A 16,605-nucleotide genomic window follows, 5' to 3' on the forward strand; every position below is an offset into this window, starting at 1 on the left:
AAGACCCCATATGCCCGCGTTTGCAATCATCGTGCCCTGCCGGTTGGAATCTACCCGCTTCCCGCGCAAGCTGTTGCACAGAATCAAAGGCAAACCCCTGCTTTTGTGGGTGGCGGAACGAATCGCGTCACAGACGCCGGATTATCCGCTGTGGTTTGCGGTGGATGACGATCTGCTGGGGGAATGCGTCGAAAGCGCTGGCTTCCGTGCGATCAAGACTTCGCTTCAGCATCAAAGTGGCACCGACCGCATCGCCGAGGCAAACCGCACGGTGCGTGCGAGTTACGTGTTAAATGTGCAGGCTGACGAACCGCTGGTGAGCGCGGGTCAGCTCCATGCACTGGCGCGGCTGATTCAAGGCGAATGTCCGATGGCGACGCTGTGCACGCCGTTCAAACGCACGGAGGATTTCGCGAATCCCAACCAAGTGAAGGTCGTGATGACGCAAAACGGGCGCTCGTTGTATTTCTCGCGTTCGTCCATGCCGTATGCGCGCGACCTCGCCGGCAAAGTCACTGATGCGTGGGTGCAGGCCAATCCGTGTCACAAACACCTTGGGCTTTACGCTTACAAAGCGGACTTCCTCGAAAAGTTCGCCTCGCTCCCGATGGGCCAACTCGAGCAAATCGAAAAACTCGAACAGCTCCGTGTGCTCGAAAACGGTTACCCGATCGCCATCGATGTCACCGCCGACCCGACCATCGGCGTCGACACGCCGGATGATGCGGCGAAGTTCGAGGCGCATCTGGGCTGATCTAATCGGACTCAGGGGATCAAGAACAAGGCAGCGAGCGATTATCTGGAGGCAGGGCCATAAGCCCCGGGAGGCATCACGTGCGAAAATGCAAACTCGCGGGGCTAATGGCCCCGTCTCCAAAGGATACTCTTAGATGGCGCGCTTGCGCGCCACATCGCGCGGTTTTCGAAAAATAAAAAAAGGGCGATTAAGGATAACCGCCCCTACCTAAAGACCGCAGCGTTCTAAATTCCTGCGTTCCTGATTTCCACATTCCGAAATCAGATCTTACCGGCCTTGCGCTTTTCGATCAGCTTGTAGAAGTCCGTGAAAAGTGGGTCAGCATCGTTCGGACCGGGAGCGGCTTCCGGGTGATATTGGACGCTGAACACCGGGAGTTCCTTGTGACGCAGGCCTTCGACCGTGTTGTCATTCAGGTTGATCTCGGTGATGATCGCGCCGCGATTTTCGAGCGACTTCGGATCAGCGGCGAAACCGTGGTTTTGCGCGGTGATGGAAACTTTGCCGGTTTCGAGATTCTTGACCGGCTGATTGCCGCCGCGGTGGCCAAACTTCAGCTTGAACGTCGTGCCGCCGAGCGCGTGCGTGAGCATCTGGTTGCCCAGGCAAATGCCGAAGATCGGGTAATCTGGCAGCAGGCCGGAAACCGTTTTGTGGATGTAGGGCAACGCTGCCGGATCGCCAGGACCGTTCGAAAGGAAAACGCCATCGACGCCGTATTCGCGGACTTGTTCAGCGGTCGCGGTGGCCGGAAACACGTGCACGTCGAATCCGTGGCGCACGAGTTTGCGGAAAATCGTGTATTTCGCGCCGTAATCGAACGCGGCGACCTTGAAACGTTTCGCGGGCGTGTGCGTCGCGCCGCTGGTCGTGCCGACGGGAAGATATTGGGCGTTGAACCGGGCGGCGTCCTCCGCGCGCCAATGATACGGCGCTTTGCAGGTCGTCTCTTTGACGTAGTCGCTGCCGGCCATGTCCTGCCAACCCTTCGCTCTCGCGACCGCTTCGGCGTCGGTGAGGGGAAGTGTGCTGAGACAGCTCTTCATCGCGCCATCGACGCGGAGCTTTTTCGTCAGCGCGCGGGTGTCGATTTCGCTGATGCCGGGAATACCGTATTTTTTCAGGTAATCCGTCAGCGACATCGTGCTGCGCCAGTTGCTGACGACCGGAGAAATCTCACGCACCACCAAACCGCTGGCGCGCGGCGCGGAATGTTCCTCGTCTTCCACGTTGACGCCGTAGTTGCCGATTTGCACGGCGGTGAGCGTCACGATCTGGCCGAAGTAGGAGGGATCCGTGAGGATTTCCTGATAGCCGGTCATCGAGGTGTTGAAAACGCATTCGCCAGCGATGGTGGCGTCGGCGCCAAAGGCCACGCCGCGGAATACGCTGCCGTCTTCGAGTGCTAAAATCGCAGGTTTGGTAGCTGACATTAAAGAAGCACGAAAAGCAGTTAACCCCTGCCTGTCTAGTGGTTTTCGAGACTGCGCCCCAGAATTATGCCGGGCTCAGTTTTCGACTAGCCGATAACCGATTCCCGCCTCCGTCCGCAGGTGCCGCGGCGTGTGGGGCTCAGCCTCCAATTTTTGGCGGAGGTGCGTCATGTGCACGCGCAGGTAATGCGTATTTTCCTCCGCCGTCGGCCCCCAGAGTTCACGCAAAATCTGACGATGCGTCACCACCTTGCCACGATGCTGCACAAGCAGTTGCAATAACGCGTATTCTTTCCCGGTCAGGTGAACTTCTCCGCCATTCCGGCGCACGACGCGCGCGGCCTGATCGATCTCGAGGTCGCCGATGCGCGCGATCGCCGGTTCACTGGTGATCGTCACGCGACGCAGAATCGCCCGGACGCGCGCCAGCAATTCGCGGCCACCAAACGGTTTCGTCAGATAATCGTCGGCACCGGCGTCGAGCGCGGCGATCTTGTCGTCTTCACCTTCGCGCACGGACAACACGAGCACGGGCGCTTTCGACCACTCGCGCAATCGCTTGAGCACATCGAGACCGTCCAAATCCGGCAAACCGAGATCGAGAATGATGCCGTCGGGCGCCTGGTGCGCGATTTCCTGCAAACCGAGCTGGGCGGTTTCCGCCTCAATGACTTTGTAGTGCTCCGCTTCCAGCGTGACGCGCAGCAGACGGCGGATCGATTTTTCGTCGTCGATGACGAGCAACGTAGGCGTGGCGCGGGCAAAGCTCATTCAGCGGGCACAGGCTGCGGCGGGGTGTGCGGCAGGTAAATAGTGAACACTGCGCCGCCGCCGGGATTCTCACCGACCATGACGGCGCCGCCTTGCGCCGCGATAAACCCGCGCACGATCGACAACCCCAAGCCCAATCCGCCCGCGCGCGCCGCGTCACCGCGTTCGAATTTTTTGAAAAGCCGCTCGCGCATTCCCAGCGGAAATCCCGCTCCGCGATCCGCCACCGTGAAAAACGCGCGCGCGCCCTCGCGATCCACGCCAGCCGTCACAAATACCGGCGTGCCGTCTGGCGTGTGCCGCGACGCATTGAGCAACAAGTTCGCGAGCGCCTGCTCGGTCAGCGCAAAATCCGCGCGCACCGGCGGCATGTCCGCCGCGACTACGATTTCCAGCGGATGGCCCGCGAGTGCGTCGCGCACGCCGTCGAGCGCGGCGTTGATGAGATCGCGCGCATCGCACCAGTCGAGTCGCGGTTTGAGTGCGCCGCTTTCGAGCCGCGTTTGGTCGAGCAAGTTGCTGACGAGGCGATTGAGGCGTCGTGCTGCCGCGCGCGCTTCAGCGACGAGTGTGTCTCCCAAGACAGCGTCGGACGACGGTAGATTTTCAAGCGAACCGGTGATCACGGCCAACGGCGTGCGCAACTCGTGCGACACGCTGTCGAGCAAGACCCGGTGAAGTTTGTCGGATTCGGCGAGGAGTTTTTCGCGTTCGCTGGCTTCGCGGAGATGCTCGCGCTCCACGCTGAGCGCGAGTTGGCGCGCGAAGGCTTCGAGCAAATCGCGTTGCGCGAGCGTAAGCGTTTTGTCCGCCGGCACGGCAATGCCGAGCACGCCGACCGCTTTGTCTTCGCGCACGAGTGGAAGGTAAAACGCCGCGCCGCCCGGCAAAGTGTCCGTAAAACGGCCCGCCGGTCGGCGATGGCGAAACACCCATTCCGCGACGCCGCGCTCTTTTTCATCGAGCGCGAATGAGCCCGCGAAATGCGGCGTGGTTTCTCCGCGAGTGTCGGCGAGCACGAGCGCGGTGTTTGCGCCGAAAAGCGTGTCGGTTTGCCGGAGCGCGGCGAAAACGGCTTCGTCGAGCGTGCGCGCCTCGGCGAGCGAACGCGTTAAATTAAACAATGCCGTGGCGCGGCCTTCGCGACGCTTCTCCGTTAACGCCTGCGCGCGAATACGTGCCGTGAGCTGACCCGCCACGAGCGCGACAACGAAATAGGTGCCGAACAGCGTGGCATCTTCGACTTTGCTGATCTGCAGCGTGAAGCGCGGCGGGATGAATAAAATATTCCACGTCAGCGCGCTCAACACGCCTGCCGCGAGCACCGGCCCGCGACCGACGCGCAAGCTCATCAAGATCACCGCGAGCAAATACACCAAACCGATCGCCAGATAATATTTCGGCGAAAGCACGAGCGCCACGAGCGTGAGCCCGGCGATAATGCCCGCCGCGAGCGCGTATTCGCCGGCCCCACTGCGCACTTCATGATCGAGGTCGTCGAACGAGAGCCGTTTCCCGGCGGTTTCGGCGGGCACGACGTAAACGTCGATGTCTCCGCCGAGGCGAACGATGCGATCGACGAGCGAGCCGCGCGGCGAAAAACGTTCCCACCACGCGTCGCGCGGTTTGCCGACGACAATTTGCGTAGCGTTGTGTTGCAGTGCGGTGCGCACGAGCGCGGCGGCAAGGTCGTTTCCCTGCGTGATGACCATCTCCGCCCCGAGTTCGCGCGCGAGCGAAAGGTTTGCGTCGAGTAAACGCTGCGCCTCGGGTGACAGCGGCGCGGTGCGCTCGACGTGGACTGCGACCCACGTCGCGCCTTGCGCGGCGGCGAGGCGACGCGTCCAGCGCACGAGTTGCGTGGAAAACGGGCTCGGTCCGACGCCCACGAGCAGTCGTTCGCCACTGCGCCACACCGTTTGTTTGGCGACACCGACCCGCATCTCGCGCAGCTGGCGATCGACGCGTTCAGCCGTGTAACGCAATGCCAGTTCACGCAGCGCGTTGAGATGAGATTCCTGGAAAAAATTGGCACGAGCCGCGGCGGCGCGTTCGCCCAGGTAAACTTTTCCTTCGTTTAGGCGTTCGAGCAGCGTCTCGGGCGTGAGGTCGACGAGTTCGAGTTCGTCCGCGAGATCGAGCAACGAGTCCGGCACCGTCTCCTGTTGCACGGCACCGGTAATCTGGTGCACCGCATCCGCACGTGATTCGACGTGCTGGATGTTCAGCGTCGTGAACACATCGATGCCGGCTTCGAGCAATTCGAGCACGTCCTGCCAGCGTTTCGTGTGCCGCGAGCCCGGCGCGTTGGTGTGCGCGAGTTCGTCGATCAGTGCGATTTTTGGTTTTCGCGCGAGCAGGCCTTCGAGATCGAACTCGGTGAGTTGCGTGCCGCGGTAGTCGAGGGTGCGGCGTGGCAGCACGCTGAGTCCGGCGAGCAACGCGGCGGTTTCGCTGCGACCATGCGTCTCGACGACGCCGGCGACGAGGTCGTGACCGGCGGCGCGCTCGCGTTGACCGGCGCGCAGCATGGCGTAGGTCTTGCCCACGCCGGGACACATCCCGAGGAAGATTTTTAAATGTCCGCGTCGCGCTCGCGCTTCCTCGGCGTGAAGCGCGCCCAGCAAAGCATCAGGATCGGGACGGGTGGAATTCACTGCGGAGGAAAGGTGACGTCGAGCGCGAGATTGAGTTCGAGAATGTTAATGCGACTCGGACCAAACTGTCCTTTTTCAATGTGGCGCGCAATGAGATCGTCCAGCGCATGTCGTTGAATGGGCGAGAGCCGACGCGCGGCGGCGATGGCGTCCGCTTGAAACAACACGGCTTCGACCGACAACTCGGGATCGAGCCCGCTGCCGCTGGCGGTGAGCAGATCAGTCGGCACGTTGTCGCCACCGCCGACGGCGGCGCGGCGTTCGGCGATCGACGCGGCGAGCTTGGCGCTCGTCCATGCCTGGTTGCTCGCACCGGATGCAACGGTCGCGTAATCACCGGTGGACGGACGCGAGGTGAAGTAGCGAGCATCGGTGGTTTTTTGCGCGAGCAAGGTGGAGCCGACGAGCTTCCCGTGGTGGGTGATGAGCGAACCTTCAGCCGCTTCACGAAAAAAGACATGGCCGACTGCCCACACCGCAAGCGGGTAGGCGAGGCCGGTGAGAATCGTGAGCCCGAGTAAGACGCGGAGAGAGTGAAACAAGATTTTCATAGAAGAAGAATTCAGGGTTTAGCGACTGGCGCGGCCGGCCACGGAATGCGCGATGCGCCGTTGCGGGCGCGATTCGGATCGGTCCACCACGCGAGCGCGGCCAACCCCGCGAGCACGATCAGCGCGATGGCGAATTTGAGTTGTTCATGCGGAAATGCTCGCGGATTTTTCATGCGAGGTGAACCGCGACCAGCGCGAGGTCGATGAGTTTGATGCCGATGAAGGGCGCGACAAGTCCGCCGAGACCGTAGATGAAAAGATTGCGCCGCAGCAGCGCCGTTGCAGGCAACGCGCGATACGCGACGCCGCGCAGCGCGAGCGGCACGAGCGCGATGATGATGAGCGCGTTGAAAATGACGGCGCTGAGAATCGCGCTTTGCGGCGAGTGCAGGGCCATCAAATTGAGCCCGGCGAGCGGGCCATTGCTGCCGCTCATCGCGTAAAGGCCGGCGAACATCGCGGGGATGATCGCGAAATATTTCGCGACATCGTTCGCGAGCGAGAACGTCGTGAGCGAGCCGCGCGTCATGAGCAGCTGTTTGCCGATCTCGACGATCTCGATCAGCTTCGTTGGGTTGCTGTCGAGATCGACCATGTTGCCGGCTTCGCGCGCGGCTTGCGTGCCGGTATTCATCGCGACGCCGACATCGGCTTGAGCGAGCGCGGGCGCGTCGTTGGTGCCATCGCCGGTCATCGCGACAAGGCGGCCTTGCGCCTGCTCGTCGCGGATGCGTTTTAATTTCATCTCGGGCGTCGCTTGCGCGATGAAGTCGTCGACGCCAGCCTCCGCGGCAATGGCAGCGGCAGTGAGTGGATTGTCGCCGGTGATCATGACGGTGCGAATGCCCATGCGACGCAACTCCGCGAAGCGCTCGCGAATGCCGCCTTTCACGACATCCTTTAAAGATACGACGCCGAGCACGGTTTTGTTTTCCGCGACGACGAGCGGCGTGCCGCCGGCTTTGGCGATCCGTTCGACGGCAGCCGCGACTTCGGGCGGATACCCGCCGCCTTGCGCGGTGGTCCACGCACGGACGTTGTCGGCGGCACCTTTGCGAATCTGGCGATCGTCGAGATCGACCCCGCTCATACGCGTCTGCGCGGTGAACGGCACGAAGATCGCGTGAGGCGAGGCGACGTCACGTTCACGGAGCGAGAATTTTTCCTTCGCGAGCACGACGATGCTGCGGCCTTCCGGAGTTTCGTCAGCGAGTGACGCGAGTTGCGCAGCGGCGGCGAGACGCTCGGAGGTGACGTTCGGCGCGGGAATAAATTCCGTCGCCTGGCGATTTCCGAGCGTGATGGTGCCGGTTTTGTCGAGGAGCAGCACGTCGATGTCCCCGGCGGCTTCGACGGCGCGACCGGACGTGGCGATGACGTTGCGCCGGATGAGCCGGTCGATGCCGCTGATGCCGATGGCGCTAAGCAGGCCACCGATGGTGGTCGGGATTAAACACACAAAAAGCGAGACGAGCACGGGAAGGGAAACGTCGACCGCGCCTGGTTGACCGGCGAGCGTTTCACTAAAGCGCGCGAAGAACGGCAATGTTGCGCACACGGCGAGAAACACCGCGGTGAGCGACACGAGCAGAATGCCGAGCGCGATTTCGTTGGGCGTGCGTTGCCGCGACGCGCCTTCGACGAGGCTGATCATGCGGTCGAGAAAACCACCGCCCGATTCGACGGACACGCGCACGACAATGCGATCGCTCAACACGCGCGTGCCACCCGTGACCGCGCTGCGATCGCCGCCGCTTTCGCGGATGACGGGCGCGGATTCGCCGGTAATGGCGGACTCGTCGACACTCGCGATGCCGTCGATCACTTCGCCATCAGCGGGAATGACGTCGCGCGTTTCGCAGACGACGGTGTCGCCTTTGCGCAAATCGGTCGCAGCGATGCACTCCTCGCGTCCTTCACGCAGCAGGCGAGCGAAAGTTTGCGAGCGCGCGCGTTTCAGTGAATCGGCCTGCGCCTTGCCGCGGCCTTCTGCGAGTGCTTCGGCGAAGGTTGCGAACAACACCGTGAACCACAGCCAGAGTGTGATTTGCAGCGTAAAGCCCGTCAGCGTGCCCGCAAAAATGTCGCGCGCCGCGCCGCAGGTGACCGCGACCGCGCCAAGCGCCGTGACGAAGATGACCGGGTTGCGCCACAGTTCGCGCGGGTTGAGTTTGCGAAAAGCATCGAGCGCCGCGCGACGCAACAGTGCCGGTTGCCAGGTGGAGACAGCAGAAGGTTTCATGAGTGAGGGTTTCCGGGGCATGACACTTAATAAGTGTCATTTAAAATTGTGGTAAGCGCCGGGCGCGTAGAGTGAGCGAGCGAGGGTGGCGGGAGGAATTGACACCTATTAAGTGTCAATTGCCGTGGGGTTAAAACGTGCGGCCGGCGGTCATGAGCAGGTGTTCGAGCACCGGGCCGAGTGCGAGGGATGGAAAATAGGTGAGGGCGGCGACGAGGATGATGACACCGGCGAGGAGCAGTGCGAAGAGGCCGCCATCGGTGGGGAAGGTGCCGCTGGAAATAGGCACGGTTTTCTTCGACGCGAGGCGACCGGCGAGCGCGAGCACGGGGATGATCACGCCGAAACGTCCGAGCAACATCGCGACCGATCCGCCCCACGTGTAAACTTCGCCGGTGGCGGTGAGGCTGCCGAACGCGGAGCCGTTGTTGTTGGTCATCGAGCCCCACGCGTAGAGAATTTCCGAGAGCGCGTGCGGGCCGGCATTGCCGACGGCGGCGCTGGCCGAGGCGGAGGCGAAGCTCACCGCGCAACCGATCAGCACGGCGATGCATGGCAGCAACACGGCGAGGGCGGCCATGCGGACTTCGAACGATTCGATTTTTTTGCCGAGGTATTCCGGCGTGCGCCCGACCATGAGACCCGCGAGAAACACCGTGAGCACGATCACCATCACCATGCCGTAGAGGCCGGAGCCGATGCCGCCGAAAATGATTTCGCCGAGCAGCATGTTAAAGAGCGCGAGTCCGCCCGCGAGTGGCGACAGCGAGGAATGCATGGCGTTGACGGAGCCGTTAGACGCGACGGTCGTGGCCGTTGACCACAGGATGCTCGGCGTGACGCCGAAGCGCGTTTCCTTGCCCTCCATCGCGAGGGTCGCGGCGCCGGGCGATCCATATTCGCTCCACAACGCGAGGCTAAGCGCGGTGATGAAGAAAGCGAACATCACGCCATACACGACCCACGCGTGGCGCTTTGCGCCAACAAGCAAGCCGTAGGCATGGACGCAGCCGGCAGGCAGCGCGAGGATGGCGAGGATTTGCAAGAAATTCGAAAGTGGCGTCGGGTTTTCGAAAGGATGTGCGGAGTTCAGGCCGAAGAAACCGCCGCCATTCGTGCCGAGTTGTTTGATCGCGATTTGCGAGGCGGCTGGCCCGAGCGGGATGACTTGTTCGGTGCCGGCGAGCGTGGTCGCGGTCGAGTAAGGCGAGAACGACATCACGACGCCTTGCGCGACGAGCACGATGGCGAAGACGAACGAGAGCGGCACGAGCACATAGAGCGTCGAGCGCACGAGATCCGCCCAGAAGTTGCCGAGCCCGCGGGCGGATTTGCGCGAGAGGCCGCGGGCGAGGGCGGCCATGACGGCGAGGCCCGTGGCGGCGCTGAGGAAATTTTGCACGCCGAGCCCGGCCATTTGTGTGAGATAACTGAGCGAGGCTTCGCCGGAATACGCCTGCCAGTTCGTGTTGGTGAGAAATGAGACGGCGGTGTTCACCGCGACGCCGAGGGGCACGGCGGCGAATTGTTGCGGGTTGAGCGGCAGGTGCGCTTGCGCGAGTTGGAGCGCGAGCACGGCGGCGCCGCCGAGTAAGTTAAAGATGATCAGCGCGACCGCGTAACTGCGCCACGTCATGTCGGTATTTTCCTGCACCCCGCCGAGGCGGTAGATGCCGCGTTCGATCGGTTGCAGCCAGCGCAACCATACGGGCGTGTCGCCCCGCAGCACGGCGGCGAGCCAGCGGCCCAGCAACGGAGTCACGGCGAGTAACGCACAGAGAAATACGCCCAGGTAAATAAAGTTGGCAGCGGTCATGTCCCAACAATACGCGACCGAGGCACGTGCGACTAATTAAGAGCGGCCGCGCGGGCGCTAAGAAAACGTTAAGACGATGGGTTACGGGGAATTACCGGAGGTTTGGAGCCGGTAATCATGGGGTTCAGCTCATTTGACAGCACGGGCATCTCGGCTATCAATCTGGCGCTCACATGCCCTACATTGAAGACCGTTCCACTTGGTTCGCGGGCCAAGGTCTGTGGTCCCACGTTCCGGAGTCCGACTGGAAGGACTGGGTGTGGCAGCTTAAGAATCGCATCACGAGCGTGGAGCAACTCGAGCGTTACATGACGCTGACGCCCTCCGAAAAAGCGGGCTGCTTGTTTGCCAAGGATAAACTCGCCCTCGCGATCACGCCTTACTTTTTCAATCTGATCGATCGCGACGATCCGGATTGCTCGCTTCGCAAGCAGCTGATTCCGCGTCATGACGAAGCCGTGCTTTCCACGGGCGAAATGTTGGACTCGTTGGGCGAAGATTCGCACTCCCCCGTCCCGGGGCTGGTTCACCGTTATCCGGATCGCGTGCTGTTTCTCGTAACGGATCGGTGCGCGTCGTATTGCCGTTATTGCACGCGCAGCCGGCTCGTGAGCAATGCGCAGGACTATAATTTTCACCCGGAATATGAGCAAGGGCTGCGCTATATCGAGGCGCATCCGGAGATTCGCGACGTGCTGTTGTCAGGCGGCGATCCATTGCTGTTGTCGGATAAAAAACTCGATCATTTGTTGAGCCGCCTACGCGCGATCAAGCACGTGGAGTTTATCCGCATTGGTTCGCGCATTCCGGTTTTCCTGCCGCAACGCATCACGCCGGAGCTCTGCGAAATTTTCAAGAAGCACGGTCCGATTTGGATGAGCATCCACGTGAATCACCCGAAAGAAGCCACGCAGGAGCTGAAGGACGCGTGCGAGCGTCTGTCATTTGCCGGCGTGCCGTTGGGCAACCAAAGCGTGTTGTTGAAAGGTGTGAACGATGACGCCGAGGTGATGAAGGCGCTGGTGCATCGTCTGCTGCGCATGCGCGTGCGGCCGTATTACATTTACCAAATGGATCTGATCACGGGCGGTGCCCATTTCAAAGTCGATGTGCGCAAAGGCATCGAGATTATCCGCGCGCTGCGCGGGCACACGACGGGTTACGCGGTGCCGCAATACGTCATCGATGCGCCCGGCGGCGGTGGCAAGGTGCCGATCAATCCGGAGTATCTCGAAAAAATCACCGACGACGAAGTGGTCTTCAAAAACTTCGAGGGAAAAACGTTCCGCTATCCGCTGAAGGCGAACCCGATTTCTGAAAAAGAAAACGCCGGCATGGTGCTGCCGGCGGAAATTCATCTCTGAGCGAAAAAATCGTTCTCGTTCTTCGTTCTCTTACTCGTTCACCTGAAGCAAATTTTCAGACGACAGAACGAGAATGAATTACGAGAACGAGAGCAAGTGGCGGTTCACTTCAGCGCGAATGTCGCGCTGATCGTGGCGGTGATGGTCTTTTCAATCGAGCTCGTGTCGTTGTTTCCTTCCCAACTCGTAGCGGTGGAGTAGAGCGGGTTGATTTGCACGACGCCTTGGCGGGCGTTGCGGAGCTCTTTGATCGCGCGGTCGCCTTGTTGCGCGATCTGGTCGGCGCGGGTGCGGGCGTCTTTCGTGGCTTCGGCCATCATCTCGACTTTGGCTTCGTTGGCTTGCGTGTAGATAAACTCGAATCCTTCCGACACGAAGAGCACGTCGGCTTGGAGCAGTTCGCCCGTGTCGCTGGCGAGCTTGGGCACGCGGTCGACTTCGGCGGAGCGCACTTCGAGGCTTTGCACGAGGCGATAGCCGACGCGCACGCTGCTGGTGGTGCCGTCGTCTTCGTCGCGCTGGCGCGAAGTGATTTCGCGGATCTGCACCGGCGCGGTGGAAAATTCGGTCAGGCCACGCGAAGTGAGGAACGCGGAGACCTTGGCCAGATCGATCTGCAATTTTTCCTGCGCTCCGAGGAGCGTGGAGGCGTCCACGGAAAAACTCGCGCGCCAGACGACGAGGTCGGAGCGGACATTTTTCCGGGCGGAGCCGGTGACATTGACGACTTGGGACTCGGCGATGCGAGTCCACGCGCGGGCGACGACGAGCGCCGCAAAAGCGAGCGCGGCGGCGAGGGCGAGACCGGCCAAAAGGCCGAAAAGGTGAGGGCGGGCGGGGAGGGAGGCGTTCATGGATTTTTCAGTTTACGACGATACGGGGCGCGAAATTGCACCCTAAAACCGAAACCTCACCCGCGCCTAAGCAGCTGGTCTCCAGGGCGAAACACCAGCTCTTTTCCGAAAAACTTATTCACACAAAAAATCTTTAGAAAAAGATTCAACGTTTTCGAAAGGGTCGCGTCTTTCCTAGTAACAACAATGAGCGTTTTGAGAACGGCATTGTTGGTAGTTCTTACGGTTTGCTTGGTGTTAGGTCATGAATGGCGTCCCGCAGGGGGCGCCTTTCATGTTTATAGGGTCGGAGATGTCGGTGCGTCGCGCCAGATTCCTTCGACTAACAAGTTTGCCGGCTGAGCGGGTAAACCAAGCGTGTTGGTGTGCAGTTGCTCGACCACGAGATCGACGGCTTTGGCCGCGAGTTCGCCGTTGCCGGGATCGATGCCAGGCAAGACTCCGAACGGATACCAATCGAGCGTCACGAGGCGGCGGGCGCTGGGGAATTTCGCGCGCAAGATGGCTGCTTCGTGAGGCTGGATTTGCCAGCCGACGAGCAACGCATCGGGTTTTCGTGCCTGCGGCCAGGGTTCCAGGTTTCCGAATTCTGCGGGTGAACTGAATTGTAAGAGGTCCGCGGCGGTCGCCGGCTCGGGATGGTTGGCGAGGAACGCGGCTGCTTGCATGTTGTGAATGCGATCTTGCACCGAACGGCTGAGCACGGCGGCGGGGAGTCGCCAGCCTTCTTGGTGGAGCCGGCGCAAGACCGAGCAAACTCCAAGGTAGTGATGGTGGGCGGCGCGATGCAGCGGCGGCGAAAACGTCGTGTGCCCGATGAAGGCGACGGCGAACTGAGACCAATCCCACTCCAAAGTGATTGGTTTGGTGCTGCTGGCGGTCACCAACAAAAGTCCCGTGATGCCGCGTGCGCGCAGGATGCGGTGCAGGCGCACGGGGTTCATCTCGTTCGCGTCCATCCAAAATTCTTCGATGGAGCAGCCGAGTTGGTCGGCTCGACGCCTCGTTCCGGCTCGGACGGTGTCGGCGAAGTGCGCCAGATAGGTGGGCAACTTTTCCGGCGGACGCGGGGTGTGCATCCAGATCAGTGCGAGGCATTCGCGCCGGTTGATGGCTTCACGGCGCCGAACACTCGTCATGAGTGCTTTGATGCGGAGGTCGGGTTTGTAGCCCAGTTCGTCGGCCAATTGTCGCACGCGTTCGATCGTGTGAACTGGAATGCTTCGGTCGCCGCGCAACGCGTAAGACGTGCCCGAGCGGCTCAATCCGGCTGCTTGGGCAACGTCCATCAGCGTAATGTTACGGAGCGGTGTCGATTGCATGGCGTTTGTGTTACGATTTAATAGATAACGAGTTACTGAACGAATCCAGTGAGCGACTAATTTCTTAACGGGCAAATTTTATTTTTAGATGGGCGTGGTCAGCGAACACCGGACGCGCCGTTAAGCGGGCGGGGTTTGTTGACGAAATCAGCAGTCAATTTTCGCCATCATGATCACCACTCCTCTTCCCATTTCTCAACTTGGCCGGTTCGCCTTTGCCGCGAGTTTTCTGTTCACCGGCTGGAATCTCAGCCTCGCCCAAACTGCCCCGAACGGCTCTGACAGTGTCGTGAAGCTGGACACGATTCAGGTCACCGGCACGGCGTTGCGCAGTCAGGAAGCGGTCAACAACCGCCGCGAAGCGCTGGGCGTCGTCGACACGCTGACGATGGACGACACGGGTGATCTCGCGGATGAAAATCTCGCCGACGCCATGATTCGCCTGCCTGGCGTGAGCACGATGCAAACGCTCTATGGCGAGCAAGAGGCGTCTTACGTTTCCACGCGCGGCATCTCGCCGGATTTGAATTTCGTGTCGTTCGACGGCATCGCGATGTTTTCAACGGCGAGCGATGGCGACGGCCTGCGTCGCGTCGATCTAAACCTGATTCCCACGCAGATTTCGCGCACGACGAGTGTGTTTAAAACTTTCACGGCTGATCTCGACGCGGGCGCCATCGGCGGCGTCACCAACATCGAACCTTACAGTGCGCTCAACGGCCGCGAAATCGGCCACATCACCGGGCAACTGACCCAGCAGACCGGCTCGAGCAAATACATCCCCGGCGTTAACAGTCGCGGAAAATATAAAGATGAACCGCTCGGCGGCGGTGTGAAAGGATTGTGGGTGAAACGTCTCGGTCGCGACGGCCAATTCGGCGTGGTGCTCAGCGGCGTTTATCGGCAACGCAATTACGACTACACCAAACGTAACGCGAACGGTCGCGTGTTCTACACGCCCACTGGCGCGACTGCCGCCGCTGACTTGTCGAACTGGGACGGCCTGCACCCGTTTCCGACGTTGATTCGTCCGATGGACTACACGCATTACACCGAAACTTTCGGTGGTTCGGCGCAGCTGGAGTATAAAGTTTCCAACGTCTGGCAGCTGTCGCTGCTGGGTTTCGGTTACAAGCAGACCGAAGATCAGAATCTCAACCAATTCTACGTCGAGACCTTCACCGGCTTGACCCGCCCGAGTCCGGAACTAGGCCGCTTCAAGATCGGGCGCACGCGTGCGTCCTACAGTTACGATCGCTTCGAACTGGAAACCGGCGGATTGATTTTCAAAGCGGTGGGCAAGCTGACCGCCGACTCGGCGCTCGAATTTCGCGCCGGGCGTTACACCAATCAGTTCTATGATTTGGATCTGACCACCACCTACGCTTACAGCCCGCCGGCGTCGTTCATCACGTTCGATATGAGCGACCTCGTGGACAAAATCACGATCGAGAACAACGACCCGCTGGCCAACGTCGCCAACTACCGCATGAACGCGGCGGCGGACAACGAAACGAAATCGAAAGTCGGATCCAACGAAGCCCGCCTCGATTTCAAGAAGAACTACGCCAGCACCAGTCAGGGCTTGGGCTTCGCCGTCGGCGTAAACGTCCGTGAAACCGAAGCGTGGCGTGATCTCAAGACGATCACTTACACGTCCAACAACAGCCTGCTGGGCGACGCCGGTTTCGTGCCGAGTTTTCTTTCGGACAACTACGGTTATCCGGTCGTGTGGATCGATTACGCGAAGTTCGAGCAAAACGTGAAGCCCGGCTTGGTCGTCAACGCGAACAACTCGAACAACAACTCGTGGCTCGGCGATTATTTCTACAAAGAGCGCATCATGGCCGCGTATGCGTCGGTGAAATACGGCCTTGAAAAAACCAAGTTCATCGGCGGCGTGCGTTTCGACAAAGTGAACTTCGACGCGCTGTCGCCGCTCGACACCACCGGAATCTTCGACGGCACGTTCGCGGCTTACGACGGCGGTTATGATCACTTCCTGCCGTCGACGAGCGTGACGCATTCCTTCACGCGTAATCTTCGTCTGAAAACCGCGTTCAGCCAGTCGCTGGGCCGTCCGCAATTCGATCACATCGCCCAGGCGGAGCGTCGCGATGAAGACGCGCTCACCATCACGCGCGGCAATCCTGATCTGATGCCGCGCCGTGCGACCAACTACGACGTCGCGCTGGAATATTTCTTCAGCAAGAGCGGCCTGGTTTCACTCGGCGCATTCTACAAAGACATCAAGGACGACATCTACACGCGGGCCGTCGAGGAAGTGATCGACGGCGTCACGTGGACGGTGACGACGCCGCGCAACTCCACCGCTTCGACGATGAAAGGCCTGGAATTTCTCGTGATGCACGACGCGATCCCGGGCATGCCCGGCTTTCTCGAAAATCGTTTGGGCGCTTCGTTTAACTACACGAAATTGTGGGGCGAAATGGACTACCTGTCGGGCAACACAACCGTGCATCTCGACGCGCTTCAGTATCAGCCCGACTGGCTGGCGAACGCGACGGTGTTCTACAAACTGCCGAAGAAGAAAGGTGAAATCCGCGTCTCCTATAATTGGAAAGGCGAGAGCCCGATCTCGCTCGGCGCGTATGCGTGGACCACTTACTGGCTGCGCAAACAGGAGCGCCTCGACGTAGCGCTCCGCTATTCGATCACGAAAAACTTCATCGTGAAGTTTCAGGCGAACAACCTGACCGACGAACCGGTGGAGCAAGGCTATCTCGATCCTTACGCGATGAACCGCTACGAGATGGGCCGCGACAAAACGTTCGCGGTCGATTTCACCTATAAATTCTAAGCGGAAACGGAGTGCAT

12 protein-coding genes are annotated in these 16,605 nt (G+C 60.6%); 3 read left to right on the top strand and 9 right to left on the bottom strand.

Annotation, left to right across the window (positions count from 1 at the left end; genetic code table 11):
• Window positions 1-10: 10 nt before the first annotated feature.
• Window positions 11-754, top strand: coding sequence for a 3-deoxy-manno-octulosonate cytidylyltransferase (gene kdsB / locus ACRRQW_RS10050; protein WP_438481214.1), 744 nt, complete (start codon window positions 11-13; stop codon window positions 752-754).
• A gap of 263 nt (window positions 755-1,017) precedes the next feature.
• Here kdsB and carA read toward each other — a convergent pair whose 3' ends face one another.
• The 7 genes from carA to kdpA all read right to left on the bottom strand — a co-directional run bounded on the left by carA (window position 1,018) and on the right by kdpA (window position 10,227).
• The gene (carA, locus tag ACRRQW_RS10055) at window positions 1,018-2,190 is read right to left on the bottom strand and encodes a glutamine-hydrolyzing carbamoyl-phosphate synthase small subunit (RefSeq protein ID WP_438481215.1); all 1,173 of its coding nucleotides are present in this window, start codon (window positions 2,188-2,190) and stop codon (window positions 1,018-1,020) included.
• Between the two features lie 75 nt (window positions 2,191-2,265).
• Entirely contained in the window at window positions 2,266-2,961 is a 696-nt protein-coding gene (locus ACRRQW_RS10060; protein WP_438481216.1) for a response regulator, read from the bottom strand.
• Entirely contained in the window at window positions 2,958-5,618 is a 2,661-nt protein-coding gene (locus tag ACRRQW_RS10065; RefSeq protein ID WP_438481217.1) for a DUF4118 domain-containing protein, read from the bottom strand. The genes ACRRQW_RS10060 and ACRRQW_RS10065 overlap by 4 nt, the downstream gene beginning before the upstream one ends.
• Window positions 5,615-6,169 (bottom strand): potassium-transporting ATPase subunit C, encoded by a 555-nt coding sequence (locus tag ACRRQW_RS10070; RefSeq protein WP_438481218.1) that lies wholly within the window; start codon window positions 6,167-6,169, stop codon window positions 5,615-5,617. The genes ACRRQW_RS10065 and ACRRQW_RS10070 overlap by 4 nt, the downstream gene beginning before the upstream one ends.
• A gap of 11 nt (window positions 6,170-6,180) precedes the next feature.
• Complete coding sequence (locus ACRRQW_RS10075; protein WP_438481219.1) at window positions 6,181-6,342, bottom strand: hypothetical protein; 162 nt, start codon at window positions 6,340-6,342, stop codon at window positions 6,181-6,183.
• Window positions 6,339-8,411, bottom strand: a complete 2,073-nt coding sequence (gene kdpB, locus ACRRQW_RS10080) for a potassium-transporting ATPase subunit KdpB (RefSeq protein ID WP_438481220.1) — start codon at window positions 8,409-8,411, stop codon at window positions 6,339-6,341. Before kdpB ends, ACRRQW_RS10075 begins: the two co-directional genes overlap by 4 nt.
• A 130-nt stretch (window positions 8,412-8,541) precedes the next feature.
• Window positions 8,542-10,227 carry a potassium-transporting ATPase subunit KdpA gene (gene kdpA / locus ACRRQW_RS10085; RefSeq protein ID WP_438481221.1) on the bottom strand — a complete coding sequence of 562 codons (1,686 nt, stop codon included), beginning with the start codon at window positions 10,225-10,227 and terminating at the stop codon, window positions 8,542-8,544.
• Between the two features lie 173 nt (window positions 10,228-10,400).
• Here kdpA and ACRRQW_RS10090 point away from each other — a divergent pair, with 173 nt between their 5' ends.
• Window positions 10,401-11,591 (top strand): KamA family radical SAM protein, encoded by a 1,191-nt coding sequence (locus ACRRQW_RS10090; protein WP_438481222.1) that lies wholly within the window; start codon window positions 10,401-10,403, stop codon window positions 11,589-11,591.
• Window positions 11,592-11,695: 104 nt separating this feature from the next.
• Here ACRRQW_RS10090 and ACRRQW_RS10095 read toward each other — a convergent pair whose 3' ends face one another.
• On the bottom strand, window positions 11,696-12,445 hold the full coding sequence (locus ACRRQW_RS10095) for an SIMPL domain-containing protein (protein WP_438481223.1): 750 nt from the start codon (window positions 12,443-12,445) through the stop codon (window positions 11,696-11,698).
• Window positions 12,446-12,723: 278 nt separating this feature from the next.
• The gene (locus ACRRQW_RS10100) at window positions 12,724-13,767 is read right to left on the bottom strand and encodes a LacI family DNA-binding transcriptional regulator (RefSeq protein WP_438481224.1); all 1,044 of its coding nucleotides are present in this window, start codon (window positions 13,765-13,767) and stop codon (window positions 12,724-12,726) included.
• 169 nt (window positions 13,768-13,936) lie between these two features.
• Here ACRRQW_RS10100 and ACRRQW_RS10105 point away from each other — a divergent pair, with 169 nt between their 5' ends.
• Complete coding sequence (locus tag ACRRQW_RS10105) at window positions 13,937-16,588, top strand: TonB-dependent receptor (RefSeq protein ID WP_438481225.1); 2,652 nt, start codon at window positions 13,937-13,939, stop codon at window positions 16,586-16,588.
• The last annotated feature ends 17 nt before the right edge of the window (window positions 16,589-16,605 follow it).

It is taken from the genome of Oleiharenicola lentus, from assembly GCF_051660365.1.
GTDB lineage: Bacteria > Verrucomicrobiota > Verrucomicrobiia > Opitutales > Opitutaceae > Lacunisphaera > Lacunisphaera lenta_A.